This window comes from Amycolatopsis sp. NPDC114503, assembly GCF_055633655.1.
Genome location: NZ_JBVKDT010000018.1, coordinates 108,006 through 127,042 on the forward strand (window position 1 = coordinate 108,006; position 19,037 = coordinate 127,042).

The 19,037-nt window shown below is 70.4% G+C and carries 15 protein-coding genes; 5 read left to right on the plus strand and 10 right to left on the minus strand.

Annotation, left to right across the window (positions count from 1 at the left end; all coding sequences use genetic code 11):
- Window positions 1-15 precede the first annotated feature (15 nt).
- From ACZ7OI_RS44865 to ACZ7OI_RS44885, 5 genes are all read right to left on the minus strand, one after another.
- On the minus strand, window positions 16-1,176 hold the full coding sequence (locus ACZ7OI_RS44865; protein ID WP_470270203.1) for an MFS transporter: 1,161 nt from the start codon (window positions 1,174-1,176) through the stop codon (window positions 16-18).
- 523 nt (window positions 1,177-1,699) lie between these two features.
- Complete coding sequence (locus ACZ7OI_RS44870; RefSeq protein WP_470270204.1) at window positions 1,700-2,869, minus strand: S8 family peptidase; 1,170 nt, start codon at window positions 2,867-2,869, stop codon at window positions 1,700-1,702.
- A gap of 61 nt (window positions 2,870-2,930) precedes the next feature.
- Window positions 2,931-3,398 (minus strand): thioredoxin family protein, encoded by a 468-nt coding sequence (locus ACZ7OI_RS44875; protein ID WP_470270205.1) that lies wholly within the window; start codon window positions 3,396-3,398, stop codon window positions 2,931-2,933.
- Between the two features lie 10 nt (window positions 3,399-3,408).
- Window positions 3,409-5,091 (minus strand): cytosine permease, encoded by a 1,683-nt coding sequence (locus tag ACZ7OI_RS44880; RefSeq protein WP_470270206.1) that lies wholly within the window; start codon window positions 5,089-5,091, stop codon window positions 3,409-3,411.
- The gene (locus tag ACZ7OI_RS44885; protein WP_470270207.1) at window positions 5,088-5,771 is read right to left on the minus strand and encodes a tRNA-dependent cyclodipeptide synthase; all 684 of its coding nucleotides are present in this window, start codon (window positions 5,769-5,771) and stop codon (window positions 5,088-5,090) included. The genes ACZ7OI_RS44880 and ACZ7OI_RS44885 overlap by 4 nt, the downstream gene beginning before the upstream one ends.
- A 228-nt stretch (window positions 5,772-5,999) precedes the next feature.
- On the opposite strand from ACZ7OI_RS44885, the gene ACZ7OI_RS44890 reads away from it, so the two are divergent.
- Together ACZ7OI_RS44890 and ACZ7OI_RS44895 are read left to right on the plus strand one after the other, a co-directional pair.
- The gene (locus ACZ7OI_RS44890) at window positions 6,000-6,953 is read left to right on the plus strand and encodes a LysR family transcriptional regulator (RefSeq protein WP_470270208.1); all 954 of its coding nucleotides are present in this window, start codon (window positions 6,000-6,002) and stop codon (window positions 6,951-6,953) included.
- The gene (locus ACZ7OI_RS44895) at window positions 6,929-7,867 is read left to right on the plus strand and encodes a LysR family substrate-binding domain-containing protein (protein WP_470270209.1); all 939 of its coding nucleotides are present in this window, start codon (window positions 6,929-6,931) and stop codon (window positions 7,865-7,867) included. Before ACZ7OI_RS44890 ends, ACZ7OI_RS44895 begins: the two co-directional genes overlap by 25 nt.
- 51 nt (window positions 7,868-7,918) lie before the next feature.
- On the opposite strand, the gene ACZ7OI_RS44900 is transcribed toward ACZ7OI_RS44895, so the two are convergent.
- The 3 genes from ACZ7OI_RS44900 to ACZ7OI_RS44910 form a co-directional block, all read right to left on the minus strand.
- The gene (locus ACZ7OI_RS44900) at window positions 7,919-11,296 is read right to left on the minus strand and encodes a S8 family peptidase (protein WP_470270210.1); all 3,378 of its coding nucleotides are present in this window, start codon (window positions 11,294-11,296) and stop codon (window positions 7,919-7,921) included.
- 244 nt (window positions 11,297-11,540) lie between these two features.
- On the minus strand, window positions 11,541-12,764 hold the full coding sequence (locus tag ACZ7OI_RS44905) for an MFS transporter (protein ID WP_470270211.1): 1,224 nt from the start codon (window positions 12,762-12,764) through the stop codon (window positions 11,541-11,543).
- Entirely contained in the window at window positions 12,761-13,399 is a 639-nt protein-coding gene (locus ACZ7OI_RS44910; protein WP_470270212.1) for a GntR family transcriptional regulator, read from the minus strand. Before ACZ7OI_RS44910 ends, ACZ7OI_RS44905 begins: the two co-directional genes overlap by 4 nt.
- Before the next feature lie 92 nt (window positions 13,400-13,491).
- On the opposite strand from ACZ7OI_RS44910, the gene ACZ7OI_RS44915 reads away from it, so the two are divergent.
- Entirely contained in the window at window positions 13,492-14,376 is an 885-nt protein-coding gene (locus ACZ7OI_RS44915; RefSeq protein ID WP_470270213.1) for an ornithine cyclodeaminase family protein, read from the plus strand.
- Window positions 14,377-14,504: 128 nt separating this feature from the next.
- Window positions 14,505-15,137, plus strand: a complete 633-nt coding sequence (locus ACZ7OI_RS44920; RefSeq protein ID WP_470270214.1) for a class I SAM-dependent DNA methyltransferase — start codon at window positions 14,505-14,507, stop codon at window positions 15,135-15,137.
- Window positions 15,138-15,890: 753 nt separating this feature from the next.
- On the opposite strand, the gene ACZ7OI_RS44925 is transcribed toward ACZ7OI_RS44920, so the two are convergent.
- Window positions 15,891-16,370 (minus strand): antitoxin, encoded by a 480-nt coding sequence (locus ACZ7OI_RS44925; protein ID WP_470270215.1) that lies wholly within the window; start codon window positions 16,368-16,370, stop codon window positions 15,891-15,893.
- A 208-nt stretch (window positions 16,371-16,578) separates the two neighbouring features.
- Between ACZ7OI_RS44925 and ACZ7OI_RS44930 the strand changes: the two genes are divergently transcribed.
- Window positions 16,579-17,673, plus strand: coding sequence for a CaiB/BaiF CoA transferase family protein (locus ACZ7OI_RS44930; RefSeq protein ID WP_470270216.1), 1,095 nt, complete (start codon window positions 16,579-16,581; stop codon window positions 17,671-17,673).
- Window positions 17,674-17,749: 76 nt separating this feature from the next.
- On the opposite strand, the gene ACZ7OI_RS44935 is transcribed toward ACZ7OI_RS44930, so the two are convergent.
- Entirely contained in the window at window positions 17,750-18,970 is a 1,221-nt protein-coding gene (locus ACZ7OI_RS44935; protein ID WP_470270217.1) for a cytochrome P450 family protein, read from the minus strand.
- Window positions 18,971-19,037: the final 67 nt, after the last annotated feature.

The window sequence follows — 19,037 nt, forward strand, 5'->3', positions numbered from 1 at the left end:
TCGCCGACCGACGTTTCACTGTGCCCGGAGAACGAAACGGGAAAGGAAAACCGGCACGACCATCAGCGCGATAGCTGTCCAGGGCAGTGCGCCGGGCGCCGTGCCGAGCAGGACGCCGCCGATCAGCGCGCCGCCGGCGACGGCTCCGTTCCAGCTGGCGATGGTCAGGGACTGCGCGATGTCGGCGCGGCGTCCGGCCAGGACCGCGGTGACAGCTTGGAACGACGTCGGCGCGCCGCCGAAAGCCAAGCCCCACAACGCACACGCGGCCAGCAGCAGCACCGGTTCACGGCCGCCGAAGACCAGTATCCCGAAACAGCAGGCGGTGACGGCGGCGCAGCACGTGAGCACAGCTCGGGGATGCCGGTCGAGGACGAGCCCCACCAGCCACAGCCCGGCCACCGTGGCGGCTCCGAACAACAACAGGCCCGCGCTCAACAGTGCGAGATGCCCGCGACCGGCGTAGAACGGACCGAGGTAGGTGTAGAACATGTTGTGCGCCAAGGAAAAAGCGATCACCAGAAGCAGCAGCGGGCGCAGCCCCGGCGTGCGCAGCACCGCACGGAGACTCGTCCGGGCACCGGGTTCCTCGCCGGACAGCGGCGGAACCACCGCCACGATCCACCACAGCAACGGCACCGCGACGAGGGCCATTCCGGCGAACACCCAGCGCCAGCCGACGAGTTCGCCGAGGGCGGCGCCAGCCGGGACGCCGAAAGCGAAAGCGACCGGGGTTCCCGCCATCGCGACGGCGAGCGCGCGGCCGGACCGTTCCGCGGGCACGAGCCGCATGGCGTAGTTCGCCACGAGGGACCACAGAATCCCGGTGAGCGCCCCGGAAGCCACCCGCGCCGCGAGCACCAGCGCGAACCACGGGGACAGCGCGATCGCCAGGTTGGTCGCCACGAATCCGGCGACCAGCAGGAGCAGGAGCTTCCGGCGAGGCATCCGGGCCGACGCCGCGGTCAGCGGCAGCGCGGTGAGCGCGGTGGTGATCGCGTACACCGTCACCAGCTGTCCCGCGGCGGCCGGGGACACCCCGAGGTCGGCCGCGGCCGGGAGCAGGATCCCGGCCGGGACGATCTCGGTCAGGCAGCCGAGGAACACCGAGGCGGCCAGTGCCAGCAGGGCGGGCACGGGGAGGGCGGTGCGGCCGGGCGGTGCCGTGACGTCCATGGCGAGGTCCTCGGGGTCGTGGCGGCTCGGCCTGGCCGCGCGGGTTTTGTGATCCGTCGCCGGGGTGCGGCCCGGCCGCGCCAGTTACGCGGTGTGCGGTAGCGGGTTGTGCGGCCCGTCGCCGGGGGTGCGGTGCGGCCGGGCCGTGACGCCCTGGCGTTGCGGCGGCCCGGCCGCGCGCGGGTTGCGTGGTGTGCGGTAGCGGGTTGCGTGGTCCGTCTCCGGGGCGCGGAGGGCGGTGCGGCCGGGCCATAACGCCCCGGCGTTGTGGCGGCCCGGCCGCGCCGGTTACGTGGTGTGCAATAGCGGTTTGTGCGAGGTGGTGCTTGTGGCGGTCCGCGTCGATTGTGTTGTTGCGGAGTTCGGCGTGGCCGGACCGTGATGTCCTTGGTGTTGCGGCGGTCCAGTCTCGCCGCGCGGTTTGTGCGGGGGTGGTGCTTGTGGCGGCCCCCGTCGGTCGTGCTGTCGCGGAGTGCGGCGCGGCCGGAACGCCCCCGGCGCGGTGGCGGCCCGGCCGCGCCGGTTACGCGGTGTGCAGCAGCAGGTTGTGCGAGCCGTCGCCGGGATCGACGATCTTGTCCTTCGTGGCCGCGTCGGTCATGCCCTTGAGCACCTGGTCAGGCGTGGCGTCCGGGTGCGCGGACAGGAACATCGCGGCCACCCCGGCGGCTTCGGCCGAAGTGATCGACGTCCCGGAAACCGCGGTGGACGCGCAGTCGCCGGTGCTGTCCGCCGTCTGGATGTCCTTTCCCGGCGCGTAAAGGTCCACGCAGCTGCCGAAGTTCGACGACGGCACCCGGTGGTCGGCCTGATCGGTGGCGCCCACGGTGATCCCGGTGGTCTGCCGGGCAGGCGTGACGTCGCAGGCGTTCACTCCGGCGCCGCCGGAGCCGTTGCCCGCGGCGACGGTGTAGGCGAGGCCGTTCTGGGTCATCTTGTACAGCTGGATGTCGAGGACCGTGCCGCTGGGACCGGCGAAGCTGAGGTTCAGCAGGGCCGGGCGCTGCGCGTTGAGGTTCACCCAGTCCAAAGCGGACAGAATCTCCTCGGACGTGCCCGTGCCGTCGCAGCCGAGGGTGCGCACCGACTCCACCGACGCCTCTTTCGCGACTCCGTAGCGGCGGCCCGCGATGGCGGCCGCGACCTGGGTGCCGTGGCCGTTGCAGTCCGATCCGCTCTGGTCCTCGTCGGGATCGACCGCGTCGTACGCGGCGTGCGCGCGGCCGCCGAAGTCGTGGTGGCTGGTGCGCACCCCGGTGTCGAGGACGTAGACGTGCACGTTCTCCGCGGTGTTCGGGTAGGTGTAGCTGCCGTCGAGCGGGAGGTCCGCCTGGTCGATCCGGTCCTGTCCCCACGAAGGCGGGTCTTGCTGGGTCCCGGCCGCGGTGTAGACCTGGTTGTCCCCGACCGTGGTGACCGCGGGGTCGGTCAGGTACTTGTCGTGCTGTTCCCGGGTCAGCTCAAGGGAAAACGCCTGCGAGACCGAGTAGTAGACCCGGCGCAGCGTGCCGCCGTACTTGGCGATCAGCGCGTTCGCGGCGGCGGTGACCTTGTCCTTGTCTTTGTCCATCGGCTTGAGCCGCACGATGTACACCGCGGTGTCGTCCGGCGAAGCAGAGGCCGCCGCCGGCAGCACGCCGGCTGCGACAAAGAGGAGCGCCGCCAGCACGACGGCTTTCGGGGTGCGTTTCATGGTTATCCCTTCGGGAGGCCGCCGCCGGGACCTCGGGGAGTCCCGGCGGCGGCCGGCGATGTCAGAGACCGTTCAGCCAGGTGCGCAGGTCGTCCGGGCCGCTGCCCTCGTCGAATCCGACCACCCGGCTGCCCTTCTCCTGGCCGCTGGAGATGTCGATCAGCGTCGGGATGTACTCGATGCCGTACTTGTCGGCGATCTCCTTGTTCTGGCCCTGCTCGCTCAGGTCCACCTTCGCCCAGATCCACTTGCCGTTGTCGGCGGCGTGGTATTTCTCCAGGTAGGGAGCCATCTTCTGACAGGGGCCGCACCAGCTGGCGTAGAAGTCCAGCACCACCGGCTTGGTCTTGGACATCTCCATCACCTGGTCGTAGTTGGCCGAGGTCACGTCGATGACGGTCTCGTCCTGCGGGGCCAGCGAAACGTAGGACCCCGGGGCCGGGGCGGCGTTCGCCGGCGCCGCGGCGCCGGCGAGGACTCCCGCCGCGATCGCCGTGACGGCCGCGAACATCCGGATTCTGGTTCCCATGTTCTCTCCTCTATTCGGGGTGGTTGACCGGCACCGGCGCCGGACGCGCCGGGGCTTCGGGGGCGGGGCCGGTTTCGGTGGGATGGCCGGCCCCGACCCAGTCTTCGATTCCTTCGCGGTACTTGCGGACGTCGGCGTAACCGAGTTCCAGCAGCCGGGCGCCGACGAATTCGCTGTTGCGGCAGGGGGTGTTGGCGCAGTAGACGACGATCGCCGCGGTTTTGTCCGGGACCACCCGCGGGGCGTGCTCGTCGGTGAACCGCGCGGCCTGCTCGTAGGGGAAGCCCGGGATGTTGCGGGCGCCGGGAAGGTGTTCGCGGGCGTAGTAGTCGGGCGGCATGGTGTCGACGACGATCACCGCGCCCTCGTCCATCGCGGTTTTCAGCTCTTCGCGGCCGATCAGCGGAAGCATGCCGGTTCCTCCCGGGTTCCGGCGGCGGGCGAGCAGGCCCGCCGCGAGGTGACAGACGAACGCCACGACCACCGAGTTGATCGTGGGAATCCCGAAGTCGAAGACGAGCGCGAAAGCGGTCCCGAGCGTCCAGCTGACGAGCGCGGCCGGTTCCCAGTCGCGGCCGGCGACCGCCTGTCCGCGGCGCAGGGCGGCGAAAACGGGACGGCACCGGCGAAGCACGAAGTACTCCGCGATGAGCACCCCGGCCACCGGCGGGGCGAGCACACCGACTGCGGTCAGGAACCCGGCGAAGTTGTCGGCGATCCCGAGCGCGGACGCGGCCGTGCCGAACACTCCGAGCACCAGGACCACGTGCACGCGGCTGACTTTCCGGTCGAACAGCACGTCCACGACGTTGACCAGGCCGAGCGAGGAGGAGTACAGGTTCCAGTCGTTGATCTTGAGGATCGCGGTGGCCAGCACCAGGGTGCCGAGCAGCCCCGACGAGGTGGTGACGATGCCGACGACGTCCGAGGTCGCGGCGGCGTGCGCGAGCAGCACGCCGATCAGCCCGATCAGGTACTCGCCGAGCGTCACGCTGAGCACGGTCTGCTTGACCACGTCGCCGCGGGTGCGGTTGAACCGTGTCATGTCCGGGGTCATCAGCGCGCCGAGGATGAACGCCCCGGACACCAGGGTGGTCGCCGCGCCGAGCGACAGCGGCGGTCCCGGCGGGGGAGCGGAAATCAACGCCGCCAGCGAGTGCGTGTGCAGCGCGTCCAGCACCGAATACCCTGCCAGCACAAGGAAAGCGGGCACGGTCAGGTAGGCGGTCCAGGCCATCAGGCGGAAGCCGTAGACGGTGATCACGGTGATCGCCGCTCCGCCGACCAGCGCCCAGCCCCATTCCGGCAGCGCGCCGCCGAGCGCCCGCATCCCGTGCGCGAACACCCCGTTCTGCACGCCGAACCAGCCCGCGAGGCTGATCGCGACCAGCAGGCCGACCAGCGCGGAGCCCTTCCGGCCGAACCCGGCCCAGCGGGCCAGCACCGAGGTGGACAGTCCCTCGCGCACCCCGGCGATGCCGAGCAGCACGGTGATGACCTCCAGCAGCACCGAACCGATCGTGATGGCCAGCACCGCGTTCCAGAACGTCATGCCGTAGCCCAGCAGCGCGCCGACGATGAACTGCTGGAACGAGGAGACCTGCCCGAACCGCTGCACCGCGACCGACGCCCAGGACCGGCGGGCGGCGTCCGGGACGCGGGTCAGCGAATAGTCGTCGTGGCGATCGCTCATCGGCCCGTCGCTTCCAGCGCGGCTTCGGCGACGACCAGGAAACCCTGGCCCGGCTCGGGCCGGAACGCGAATTCCCGGTCGAAGAACTTCTCGAGAAACGGCACCCGCTGGTGGTAGACGAACATCGACCGCGGATTTCCGGTGATCAGCCCGGAACCGGCGAACAACGGGAGTTCGGCGAGGAAGTAGCGCACCGCGAGCCGCAGCGCCCGCTCGTCCGGCACGTTTCCGGTCCGGCCCTGCAGCACCCAGGTGGAAGCGCCGTAGCAGGCGGAACGGAATGCGCCGTCGGTTTCGAAGAGGTTTTCCGCCGACGCCAGCAGCCGCCGATAGGCGGGCAGTTCGCGCAGCCGGGCCATGCCGAGGATCCGGCTCTCCGGGTCGGGCACGTCCAGCGCGCGCAGCGCGGCGGCGATCTTGTTGTGCACGTGGCAGGACTGCCGGTGCGCCTTCTGTTTCGCCCTGGCCGGCGGGTATCCGAGCGCTTCGAGCGTGTAGGCGGTGACCTCGTCCGGGACGAAAAAGCAGAACTCGGCGAAGCGGTCCGCGGTCCACGCGGCGAGCCGGGTCAGCCGTTCCGCGGTGAAATAGCCGTTGAACGGGCTCACCCCGACACAGGCGTGCCGGACGTCCGGATACAGGCGGGCACAGCCGGAAGACAGCGGAGTCGCGTCGAACATGGGAAACCTCCACCTTTTCTCGTCTCGATTCCGCGTTTTCTCCCGGCGGGGCGGGACTGGTGCGGTTCACTGTGCCGGGACCCGGGCGGCGCGGGTAATGCCTGCCGGTTATGCCGTCGCGGGACGGCGACGGCCGCAGTTCGGAAAGAGGATTTCCTACTTTGGTCGGGCGATTGCCACACTTTCGCCGGTGCACTCGTCCCGGCGGGAGTCATATCGTGGACTTTCGTGGAGTTGGAACTCAAGCATTTGCGCCACCTCCAGGCGATCGCGAAAGCGGGCAGCCTCAACCGCGCGGCCACCGAACTGGTGCTGCCGCAGCCCGCCCTCAGCCGCGAACTGCGCAGGATCGAGGAACTGCTCGGCCGGGCGCTGTTCGAACGCGCCCGCGCCGGGGTGCGGCCCACGCCGTTCGGGCAGCTGATCCTCGACTACGCGGACGGGATCCTCGCGCGCACCGCCCGGATCGGGCCCGCTCTCGCGCAGCACCGCGCCCAGCGCGACAGCGCGCTGCGGGTCGGCTGGTCGGAAACCGTGCTGTCCGGCCCGTTGCTCCGCGCGCTGGAGACAGCCGGGCTCGGCGACCGGGCGGAGATCCGGACCGCCGAGTCGACCGCGGAGATGGTCGGGTGGTTCGGCCGCGGCGAACTCGACCTCGCCGTGCTCTCCGAACAGTGCGAGGTGCCGCTTCCGGCGAACACCGGCCGGATCGACCTCGCCGAGGACCCGCTGCTGATGATGCTCCCGGACTGGCATCCGCTCGCCGGCCGGCACGAGGTGGACCTGGCCGAACTGGAACACGAGCGGTGGATCTCCTCGACCGGGCCGGACCGCTGCCGAGAGTTCCTGGCCCGGGTGTGCGGGCCGTACGGGTTCGCCCCGGTGATCGCCCACTACGTGCCGGTCTCCGGCCCGCGCGACGAGATCGTCCGCTACCAGGGCGACGTCACGCTCGTCCAGGCCTCGCGTCCGCTCGCCCCGGGGGTGGTGCACCGGCCGGTCGCCGGCCTGCGCTCGCGGACCAGCCACTTCCTGCTGTATCGGGAAGACAGCCCGGTCGCCGCACGGGTCGTCCTTCTGGCCGGGTTGATCCTCGACGCCTATCACGACGAAAGGGGCGGCTTCGACGGCCCGCGCGCGATTCCGGGGGAACTGCCGTGGCTGACCGCCCGGACCAGCTGATCCGCACCGGCGCGGACCTCGAGCTGCGGCAGCTGAAGCTGCTGGTCGCGGTCGCCGAGGCGGGCAGCGTGGCCGCCGCCTCGGCCGCGCTGGGAACCACGCCGGCCAAGCTCACGCTGCGGATCCGGCGGCTGGAACGGATGATCGGCGCCGCGCTGCTGGCCGCGGAACCGGACGGGAAGCTGTTCACCGAAACCGGCGAGCTCCTGCTCGAACACGCCTCGGCGGTGGTGCCGCAGTTCGACCGGATGCTGACTGCCGCCCGCGCCGGTCTGGAGCGTCCCGCCGCGCAGATCCGGATCGGTTCGGTGCTGACTCCCGTGCTGCCGCGGCTGATTCGCGAGGTGGGCCTGCGCAATCCTGGGGCCGGGCTGGCGATCCGGGCCGGCGAATCGGCCGCGGAGCTGGCCGAAGCGCTGCTTCGCGATGAACTAGACCTCGGACTGCTGCATCAGGACGCCGTGCGGGAACGACCCCTCGAATGGGTCTCGGTGGCCACGGAACCGCTGGTGGTCGGGATTCCTCCCGGACATCCGCTCGGCGTTCCGGACTCGCTCACCCCGGCCGCGCTGTCCGGTCAGCGCTGCGTCCTTCTCGACCAGACCGTGCAGCCCCGGACGCGCGCACTGCTCGCGGCCTTCGCCGACGCCGGTGCTGATCCGCGGCTCTGCTACGCCGACAGCGAATGGGCGGTGCTGTCTCTCGGGCACGGTGCCGGAATCCTGACCGTGACAGCTCCTCCGACGAGACCGATGCCGGACACCTCATACCGGCCACTGCATTGCGCGGCCACGAATTCGACTCTCGTGCTCGCCTGGGCGGACGACGGGCCGCTCGCCGGTTGCGTTCCCCGCGTCCGCGCGGCGATGACCCGTGCGCACGCGGAACACCTTCGCGCACTGGTAAATGCATAAGGGCCGCTTCGGGAGAACGGATTCTCCCGAAGCGGCCCTCACTCCAGTGCGTCAGCCGATGCGGTAGCTGTACGGCAGAGTCGCCAGCACCTCACCGGTTCCGACCTGCGGCAGACCGGTCACGCCGGTCGGCAGCGAAGGCACGGTCACGATGTTCAAGTGCCCGGCCACCTTGTCGCCGCGGTTGCCCGACGGCGTGATCGTCACCAGGACGGTCGCGGTCTCGCCCGGCTTCACCAGCTGCGGCGTGCCGCCGGTGCCGTTCGGGTCCACCGACTGGCCGTACGGGTCGCCGGTCGACGACGTCACCGAGCCGTCGAAGCCCGCCGTCTGGATCGACGCCGTGTAGCTCGAATGCCCGGCAGGCGCGCCGTCCGGACCGAACGGGCCGATCTCCTGCACGTCGGCGAACCAGACGCCCTTGGTGACGTACCCGGTCTTCTCGCCGATCGTCGCGACCGACACCGTGCTGCCGTTCTGCGCGGACTTCAGGTCCCCGAGCACGTCGATGCCCGCCGCCGAACCCTGGATCTCCGCCTGCGCGGGCACGGTCGAGGACGTCGCGACGGTGAACTTGCTCGTCTCCGGCGGAATCGAGTACACCGGCGCGTCCGTGTTCAGCTCCGGCAGGTTGACCTCGGTCGAACCCTGGATCGGCTGCGGCTGCAGCGTTTGCCGGGTGTTCGTGCGCGCGTCGACGCCGATCGCGATCGGCTCGACTCCGGTGTTGCGCACCGTCACCGGCACGGTCACGGCCTTGCCCGCGGCGAGCGACGCGGACTGCGGCAGCGCGGGCGCGCTGGCCGAGACCTGGTCGAAACCGACGGTTCCGGTGAACGGCTGGTCGATCTGCTTGCCGGTCACCGGGTTCTGCACGACGAGCACCAGGTGCCAGCGGCCCGGCAGCGGGTTGGCGTCGACGAGCTGCAATCCGGTGCCCTGCCCCAGCGTCGTGGCCGAGGTGAGGAAGGCGTTGCTGTTCACGTCGGCGAGTTCGCCGTTCGGGTCGACCAGGACGCCGTCGAGCAGCGTGCCCGGATCCTGCAGCTTCACCGCGACATCGAGGTCCCGCTTGCCGCGCGGCACGTCGAACTCGTAGGAGAAGGTCTGCGCCGGCGACACCGCGCGGGCGTTGCCGCCGGTGATGGTGCCGCTGAAGGTTCCCGGGCCGTTCTTCGTCGGGATCAGCGCGCGCAGCACGGCCGATACGGAGGTCTGGTGGCCGTCGGAGCTGCCGAAGGTGATCGAGTAATCCGCGTCGCCGCCGCTGCTCGGAGTCTGGAGCGAGACGTGCACCGGCTTCGTCTGGCCCGGCTTGAGCTCCAGGATCTGCGGCGAGACCTGGCCGTACGGGACGGCCCGCTGCGCGGTGGTCGCCAGCTGGACGTCACCGGTGTAGCCGGCCGGTCCGGACGCCGAGTACAGCACCGCGGTCCACGTGCCCGCGACCGGCCGCGTGACGTCGACGTTGGCGTAGTTCGCCGTCGCGGCCCCGCCCTGCGGACGGCTGTTGGCGACGAAAGTGCCGTCCGGTGCGAGCAGCGTCAGCCGCACCACCGGGGTGACCGACTGGCCGTTGACCGACTTCGGGCTGCCCTGCCACGCCATCCGCGCCAGCAGCCGCTGCGCGCCGTTCGGCACGGAGAACGTGACCTTCTTGTACGCCCAGTTCGTGCCGTTGAAATACGGGAACGTCGGCAGCTTCGTCGAGTCGAACGCCGTGGTCTGCGCCTGCGTGCCCATCGGGGAGAACGTCCGCGTGCCGGTGCTGACCGTCAGCGGCTTCGTGCCCGAGTTGGTGACGTTGACCGACGCCTGCTGCGTGCTGCCCGGCGCGCCTTCCAGCGTCAGCTGGTCGGCCGACAGCGAGATGTTCGACGAAACGCCTGCCGGCGCTCCGGTCGAGCCCGGAGCGGTGAGCGCCGCTTCGACCGCCGCGCGCGCGTCGAGAAGGCCTGCGCCCTGCTCGTCGGCCGGGAGGTTGAGGTCGCGCGCGGTGCTGGTGATGATCTGCTTCACCTGCGCGGGCGTCGGCGACGCGCCGTGGTGCGCATTGCGGTAGCTCTGGATCACCAGCGCGGCGACGCCCGCGGTCAGCGGGGCGGATTCGCTGGTGCCGCCGAACGATTCGAGGTCGGTCGGCTGCGGGACGGTGTTGAAGTTGTGGCATTCCGCGTACGCCGGGGAGCAGTCGGCCCAGTTGCCCTCGCCGGGCGCGACGAGGTCGATGGTGCGGCCGTTCTGCGTGATGCCGGACGAGGACAGCGCGGAGATGTTGTCGCTCACCCATTTCCCGTTGGAGAACGGGAAAGCCGCGTAGCCGGTCTGCGCGTACAGCCGGTTGTCGGTCGTCGCGCCGGTGGAGATCACCAGCGGGTCGGTGGCCGGGCTGCCGATCGTGGACGTGGTGCCCGCGTCGCCGCTGGAGGCGGTCACCGTGACGCCCGCGGCCACGGCCTGGTCGTTGAAGACCTGGAACAGGTTGCGGGAGCTGGAATCCGGGTACTGGTTGAGGCCGAGCGACTCGTTGATCACGTCGACGTGGTCGACGGTCACCGCGTAATCGATCGCCTGCAGCACCGCGGAGTTCGTCGCGGTCTTGCCGAAAACGTTCAGGCCGACCAGGCTCGCGCCCGGCGCGACGCCCTTGACGACGATGTTGCAGCCCGCCGGGAGCGGGTGCTTCTCGTTCACGAACTTCGACAGGTCGTGCACCACGACACCCTGCGCGGCGATCGACGAAGCGTCGCCGAAGGCCTCCGCCCCGGCATCGGTCGTGTTCGGACCGTCGCCGGAGAAGTCCTGGTAGTCCGAGAACACATGGCTGCCGTCGGGACGGATGAAGTCCGCGTAGTTCGGGTCCATGTTGTCGGCGAGGAACGCGACCTTCACGCCGGCTCCGTTGGCCAGGTCGGACGCGCTCTTCCCGCCGGTGGTGCTGTACGCGCGGATCGACGTCAGCGCTTCGGGCTCCAGCAACGGTTTCGCCGGGTCAGCCGGGCAGGTCGCGTTCGGCAGGGCCTGCGCGGCGGCCGGTCCGCCTGCCTTCGGCGCGGCGGCCGGTGCGCTCGGTTTGGCGTCCGGCAGCGTCACTTTGCTGTCCGGCAGCACCTGCGCGACAGCCGGGTCGTGCGCGAGCTGTGCGGCCTGCGCGGGCGTGACGGTGGCGGAGAAAGCGTTGCCGAGAGCGAAGTGCTTGACCTTGGCCGGTGTCGCGCCGGCGAGCTTGGCGAGCACCGAGTCCTGTTCTTGGGTGGCTTTCGCGCGGCGAGTGTCCGAGGCCGCCTTGGTGGGCGGCGCGCTGGGCAACTGGTCGGAAAGGACGACGATCACCGATTGCGGCGTCGTGTCGGCCGTCGGCGCGGCTGGCGCGGCAGCCTGCGCCGGCTGGGTGATCCCGGCCAGCACCAGACTGCCGGTCGCAGCCATGACCAGGGCGCGAACGGATCGCGAGGAACGCCCCATGTGCAGTTCCCACTTCCTGCTAGAAGGGTTCGTGAGTTACCGGCCCCGATGAAAACGGGCGCACTTGTCGCACGCTCGTTTTCCCGGCAGTCAGAACTCTTTCCGACTCCTTCACGATCCACAAGAGACAATAGTGGGAAACAAATCCGGCAAACGGGACCGAATTTCCGCGCGGTCGCGTATTCGGTCCCGTTTGCCGGAATCGGGGTCAGTCCCCGGGCAGGTGCCGGCGCGAGTGTCGGGCCACCACAAGGGTTCCCGCGATCGCGACCAGTGCTACGCAGGCGAGCAGCACCGGGTAGCCCGCTACTCCGTTCAGGGCCGCTAAAATTGACGGCAGGAGGAATCCGATGTAGGCCAGCGCGTAGTACACGCCGGTCAGTTCCGCGATTTCGTCCGGCCGGGCGAGGCGTTGCAATTCCAGCAGTCCGGACACCACTACGATGCCGTAAGCGGTTCCCAGCACCACTGCCGCGCCGAGCGCGATCCACGGCGATTCCCGCGCTGCCGCGAAGACGCTCAGGACGAGTCCGGCGCAGAGCACCGTCATTCCGGTGAGCACGGCCCGTGCGCTGGTGGCGCGGTCGACCCGCTTGGCGATCGGCTGGATCCCGACGCCCGCGCCGATCGCGCAGACGGTGAGCAGAGTGGAGTAGGCCAGCGCCCACGACCCGGTCTGGTGCTGGACGAGCTGCGGCAGGATCGCGTACGCCACGCCGCAGGAGCCGAAAATCCACGGCGCCGCGGGCAGGATCACCCGGCGGAACCGAGGATGCCGGGCGGTGGCGGGCAACGCGGCGCGGACCGAATCGGCCCGGACGGCGAGCGTTTCCGGGCTGCGGGTGACCGCGGCCAGCGAGACCAGCGCGAGTCCGATGTGGACCAGGTAGGGGAGGACCATCGGCCACGGGCCCCACTGCGCGAGCGCTCCGGCGACACCGGGGCCGATGCCGAGCCCGAGTGTCAGGCACAGTGCGGCGCGGCGGGTGCCGGTGTCGGCCGCCGTGTACGGGTCGGCGTCGGCGAGTTCCTTGATCCAGGTCGACCCCACGGCCATCGCGACCGCGACCGCGACGCCGGAGAGGAACCGGCCGCCGGCGATCCACGCGACGCCCAGCGGGCCGAGCGCCAGCAGCAGGCTCGCCAGCAGCGACAGCACGGTCCCGGCGAACATCACCGGGCGGCGACCGTACCGATTGGACAGTCCGCCGGACAGCAGGAGTCCGGGCACGAGGCCGACGACGTACGCGCCGAGCAGGGCGTCGACGGTGAACGCGGAGTAGCCCGCAGCGTGGTACATCACGAGCAGCGGGGTGAACTGGTTGCCGCCCCATCCGGCCGCGAACACCGCGGCGGCGGCCGGGAACCAGGCCGGGCGGGTGGTCGTTTCGGGCGTTCCGGGCAGGGGAGCGCGATCAGCGGTAGTGGTCATCGACGGTGCACCGAATCCAGGTGTGCTCGCAGGGCCGGGGCGAAGGTGTCGGCCTTCGTCCCGGCCTCCGCGATGATGTTCAGGAGCTCTTCGTGTTCGCCGACGACTTGCGGCAGGCGGGCCGGGATCGGCGCGAGCGCGTGGACGTTCATCCGGCGCTGCCGGTCGGCGAGGGTGGTGTAGAAGGTGAGCAGCAGGGCATTGCCGCCCGCCGCGACTATCGTGCGGTGGAACAGCTCGTCGGCTTCGGCGAATGCAGGCACGTCGCCCGCCTCCGCGTGCCTGCGCTGGGTTTCCAGCACCGCGCGCAGCTGTTCGAGCGCGTCCGGGATCAGCTCCGGACGGCGGCCCAGCCGGTGTACCGCTGCGCTTTCGACGGCCTCTCGGGCTTCGAGTACGTCCTCGGCCTCGCCAGGAGTGATCGGCACGACGATCGCGCCGCGCTTCGGGATCAGGTTGAGCAGTCCTTCGACCTGCAGCCGCAGGAAGGCCTCGCGCACCGGAGTCCGGCTGACCCCGAGGCGTTCGGCGATCTCGCCCTCGCTGAACAGGTGCCCGCCGGGCAGTTCGCCGGTGAGCACCAGTTCCTTGGTGAGCTCGTAGGCGCGGTCGGCGGCGGGTTTCAGAGCGTTCACGGACTCGACGCTAACATGCATCCCAGCTTGTATCTAAGACGTTGTGACCTGCGGCTCAGCGCGGATAGTGGATCTTGTGCGATGCTCCGGGGGTGCGATTGCTCCTCGATGCCCGGCCCACTGTCCGGCAAGCCGTAGACGCGGTGCGCGCCGCGCTCGCCGCAGGCCTCGACCCTGACCAGGACCCGCCGCGGTCCGTCGTGCCGGTGCCCACCGGGCAGTTCCTGCTCATGCCCGCGTTCTGGGACCGCTACGCCGGGGTCAAGGTCGCGTCCGTCGCGCCGGACAACCCGGCGCGGGGCCTGCCGCGAGTCCAAGGCCACTACCTGCTGATGGACGGCCCGACGCTCACGCCGATGGCGCTCCTGGACGGCGTCGCGCTCACTTCGGTGCGCACGGCGGCCGTCTCCGCAGTAGCGGCAGACCTGCTCGCCGTGCCGGACGCGGAACGGCTGGTGGTGTTCGGGACGGGTCCGCAGGCGGAGAGTCACATCGAGGCTTTCCGGGCGGTCCGGCCGGTGCGGGAGGTCGTGGTCGTCGGACGGAATCCCGAGCGGACGCAAGCGTTTGCCGAGCAGTACCCGTTCGCGCGGGTCGGGACGCCGGACGACGTGGCCTCGGCTGATCTGGTCGTGTGCTGCACCTCCTCGCGGACCCCGGTGTTCGACGGTGCGAAAGTCCCCGAACACGCCACCGTGGTCGCCGTCGGTTCGCATGAACCGGAGGCGCGGGAAGTCGACGATGTCCTGATTGGACGGTCCACAGTGGTCGTTGAAGGGATCGGCGCGGCTACCCGCGAAGCCGGGGATGTAGTGCTGGCACTGGAATCAGGTGCCCTCGCGGCGGATGATCTTGTCTCGCTCGCCGCGCTGGCTCAGGGGCGTTCGGTGCCTTCGGGGCCTCGGCTGTTCAAGAGCGTCGGGATGGCTTGGGAGGACTTGGTGGTCGCCGCGGCCACCTACGAAGCTGTCATGTGACATCCCGGCGCAGCGGGAGCGCGACCGCCAGTGCGTGCCCGAGGAGAACGAGCGCGCGGCTTCGGCTTCATCGAACTGCCTTCCCGGGCGGATAGCCTGGGTTCCTTCGACGGCGAGGGGAGACCGGGATGTCCGAGGAACTGACCACCGCGGCGGAACTGTTCGACGCGATCGGCGCCGGGTACGAGGAGGCGTTCGGCCACCGGCCGGTGGTGGAAGCGGCAGTGCGGGAGCTGATCGAGGTGCTGCCGCCCTCGGCGCGAGTCCTCGATGTCGGCAGCGGAACCGGCCGTCCCGCGGCGGCGGAACTGACTGCCGCGGGACATCGGGTGACGGGCATCGACGTGTCGGGGGAGATGGTGCGGATCGCGCGCGCCCAGGTGCCCGGGGCCGAGTTTGTGCAGGCGGACGTGCGGGAATGGGAGTCGTCGCCCGGGACGTGGGATGCGGTGTGCGCGTTCTTCTCGTTCGTGCAGCTGTCTCGCGCCGAAACGGAGCAGACTCTCGGCCGGATCGCTGGCTGGCTGGCGCCGGGAGGAAGGTTCGCGCTGGTGACAGTGCCCGCCGACCTCGAGGACGTGCCGATCGAGTTCCTCGGCCACTCGATCCGGGTCACGAGCTTCCCGGCGGACGCGCTGGTCGACCGGGTGCGCGCGGCGGGGTTCGAGGTGACCGGAACCAGGGCGGAGACTTTCGCGCCGGACAAGCCCGGGGCGGAGCCGGAGGAGCACCTGCTGATCTCCGCCCGCAAACCCGGCTGAGCGGACCTGGAAAAGCGCTCCGGGCCACGGGATCGTGAAATAAATTCAGCGGCTCGCGTGCTAGACGGGAAAACGGGGCGGCATTTTCGCGCTGCCGGGTGAACACGCCGGAAACTGCGCGGAAATACCGCCCCGCCCACTTGCTGCGGCCGGTTGTCCGGCCGGCCGAATGAATCCCTGCCGAGGCCGGGTGATTGCAGGATCAACGCGGTGCACTCACGGCGACCGATTCAAGGGCTGTTTGAGGTGGCCGATTCGCGAGTTCGCTTGCCAAGCCGCTGCCCGCTGTCGCCGACTTCCGCAACGGGCTGCGGTCGCCGAGGTGCGTGACTCGCTCGCCGCAGCCGATTCGTGCGCTGCCTGCTGCCGTCGATCCGTGCCCGCTCGCTTGCTGCGGCTGGTTGCCGAAGCTCCCGACCTGCGCTGCTCGTTCGCCGCCGAGTCTGCCTGCCGCGGCCGATTTCCGCAGCCGACAACGGTTGCCGGTGCGCACGGCTCGCTCACCGCTTTGCCGCGGCTGGTCGCCGAAGCTCCCGGCTCGCGCACCGCCGCCGACCTCCGGACTGCCCGCGGAAGCCGATTCGCACGATTCGCTTGCTGTGGCTGGCTTTTGCGTCTCCTGACTTGCACAGTCCCTTTGCCACAGCCGATTTCCGCGGCTCACTGCGGCGGCCGACCTGCACGGTTCGCTCGCCGCAGAGGATTCGCGAGGCCTCCCTCAGCACGGGAGTTCAGGCCGGAACAGCCTTGCCGCTACTGGTTGCCCCACTGCTGCTCGCCCTGCTGGCCGCCTTCGTAACCGCCCTGCTGGCCGCCCTGCTCGTAACCGCCTCGGTCGCCGCCCTGCTCGAAGCCCTGCTGCTGACCGCCCTGCTGGAAGCCGCCTTGCTGGCCGCCTTGGTCGAAGCCGCCCTGGCCGCCCTGCTCGTAGCCGCCCTGACCGCCCTGGTCCCCCTGGCCGAAACCGCCCTGCTGACCCTGCGGCCCGCCCTGCTGGCCGCCCTGGTCGAAACCGCCCTGCTGCTGTCCGCCGCCTTGTTCCTGGCCGCCCTGCTGGCCTCCGCCGAAGTTTTCCTTCAGCTTGTCCGCGCCCTGGCGGATCTGGTCGCCGTGCTTGCCGCCGGTTTTCTCGTCGGCGAATTCGGCGGCCTTGTCGATGCCCTCGCCGACCTTGTCCTGGTTGTTGCCCGCGAATTCCTGGATCTTGTCCTTGGCCTGGTCGAAAAAGCTCATCGAAATCCTCCTTGATCTATTCGTGACACATGGATACCAGCCGGGTACCCGGCTGACGCGGCGGCGAGACGCCAGTCCCCGGTTCGGGTGAGGCGCGGCGCCGGTTCTGCCCGGGTCGGGCCACGGGTGGGTTACCCCACACGCCCGGACGCGGGCCGGACCGGCCGGTAGGGTCGCCGCCGCAGGGCGCCGGAGCCGAGGAGGACATGTGGCGGGACCGTTGAGCGGGCTGAAAGTCGTCGAACTGGCCGGGATCGGGCCGGGGCCGCACGCTTGCATGGTGCTCGCCGACCTGGGCGCGGACGTCGTCCGGGTGGAACGGCCCTCCGGGTCGCTCGACCTCAGCGGCGGCAAGCCGGACCCGCTGCTGCGCGGCCGCCGCTCCGTCGCGGCGGACCTCAAGACCCCCGAAGGCCGCGAACTCGTGCTGCGGCTCGCGGCGAAGGCGGACGTGCTGATCGAAGGACTGCGCCCGGGCGTCACCGAACGGCTCGGCGTCGGCCCGGACGACTGTTTCGCGTGCAATCCCCGCCTGGTCTACGGCCGGATGACCGGCTGGGGCCAGGAAGGCCCGCTCGCCCAGCGCGCCGGCCACGACATCAACTACCTCGGCCTCACCGGCGTGCTGCACGCGATCGGCCGCGCGGGCGAACGTCCGGTGCCGCCGCTCAACCTGGTCGGCGACTTCGGCGGCGGGTCGATGTTCCTGATCGCGGGCGTGCTCGCGGCGCTGTGGGAATGCGGCCGGACCGGTCGCGGCCAGGTCGTGGACGCGGCGATGGTCGACGGCGCGAACGTGCTGTCCCAGATGATGTGGGCCTTGCGCGGCCTGGGTTCGTGGTCCGACGAACGCGGCACGAACCTCCTGGACGGCGGCGCGCCGTTCTACGACACGTACGTCTGCGCGGACGGCCGTTACGTCGCGGTGGGTTCTCTCGAACCGCAGTTCTACGCGGCTCTCCTGAACGGCCTCGGCCTCGCCGCGGAAGACCTGCCGCCGCAACTCGACCGCGACGGCTGGCCCACGCTCCGCGCCGCCTTCACCCGCGCATTCCTCAGCCGTACCCGCGACGAATGGGCCGAGGTCTTCGACGGCACTGACGCGTGCGTCACGCCAGTCCTCGCTCCCGACGAGGCGCCCGAGCATCCGCACATCGCCGCGCGCTCCGGTCTGATCACGGTGGACGGGATCGTCCAGCCCGCTCCGGCACCGCGATTTTCGCGCAGCACGACGGATGTGCCGACGGCGCCGCCGGTCCCGGGCGCGGACACGGAAAAGGTCCTCGCCGACTGGGGCGCGTAGTTCCGCGGCCGCACTGACCGGCGACGCTAGGAACGGACGGCATCGGCTCCGCTCGGGCTCAGCCGGGCCGAAACGTTCAGCCCCGCAGCCGTACCGGCAAAGTCACGTGTCCGTTGGTGATGAACGATGGCACCGGCTCCAGCTGGTCCCCGGGCAACGCCAGCGCCAAGTCCGGGAACCGCTCGAACAACGCGGGCAGCCCGAGCTCCGCTTCCATCCGGGCGAGTTGCGCGCCGAGGCAGTAGTGCACGCCATGCCCGAAAGCGAGCGCTGACTTGTCCTTCCGGGACAGGTCGAACTCGTTCGCGTCCGGCCCGTGGTGGTTCTCGTCGCGACCGGCGGGGCCGAACGACGCGAGAATCGGGTCGCCCGCGTGGATGGTCGCGCCCTCGACCTCGATGTCCTCCAGCGCGAAGCGCAGCGGCAGGTGCGAAAGCGGTGCCTGCCAGCGCAAAGTCTCGTCCACGACGTCAGACCAGGTGCGCGTTCCGTCCAGCACCGCACGCAGCTGCGCGGGATGCGTCAGCAGTGCGGTCACGGCCTGGTCGAGCAGGTTGACCGTCGTCTCGTGACCGGCGGTGATCACCAGGATCAGCGTGTCCACCAGTTCCGCTTCGCTGAGCCGCGAGCCGTCCGCGTCGCGGGCGGTGATGAGCGCGGTGGCGAGGTCGTCGCCCGGCTCGGCGCGCCGCTGTTCGACGAGGTCGGCGAGAATTCCGTACAGCAGTTCGACGTTCGCGGTCGCTTCTTCGGAGGTCGCCGACGTCGCGAAGATCCCGGCCACCGCCGTGCGCAGGCCCGCCCGCGCTTGTTCGGGGACGCCGACCAGCTGGCAGATCACCTCGATCGGCAGCCGGTAGCAGTACTGGTCGCGCAGGTCGGTTTCGTTAGGTCCGGCTTCGAGGCCGGCGAGCAGGCGGTCGACGATTTCGGCGACCACCGGGCGCAGCGCGGCGATCCGGCCGGGGGCGAAAGCCTTCGACACCAACGAGCGGAGCCGGCGGTGTTCGTCGCCGTAGGCGGTGAACATGTTCTGCACCGAAACCCAGATGTTCAGCGACCAGTCGGAGGTGATCTCGCCGTCGCGGTAGGCGGGCCAGTGCCGCCGGGCGTCCTTCGACACCCGCGGGTCGGCGAGCAGAGTGCGCAGCAGCGGCAGGCTGGTGACCGACCAGGCGAGCACGCCGCCGGGCAGTTCGACCACGGTCAGCGGTCCGCGTGCGCGAAGCCGGGCGCCCTCGCCGTGTACGTCCGGCCCCGCCGGGTCCAGCACGAAGGGGGTGACGGCGTGATCCATAGGGCGCTCCTCGCGGCCCGATGGTCCACAATGGACGGACGATGGGGGAGGTGTCCGTTGCGGCCAC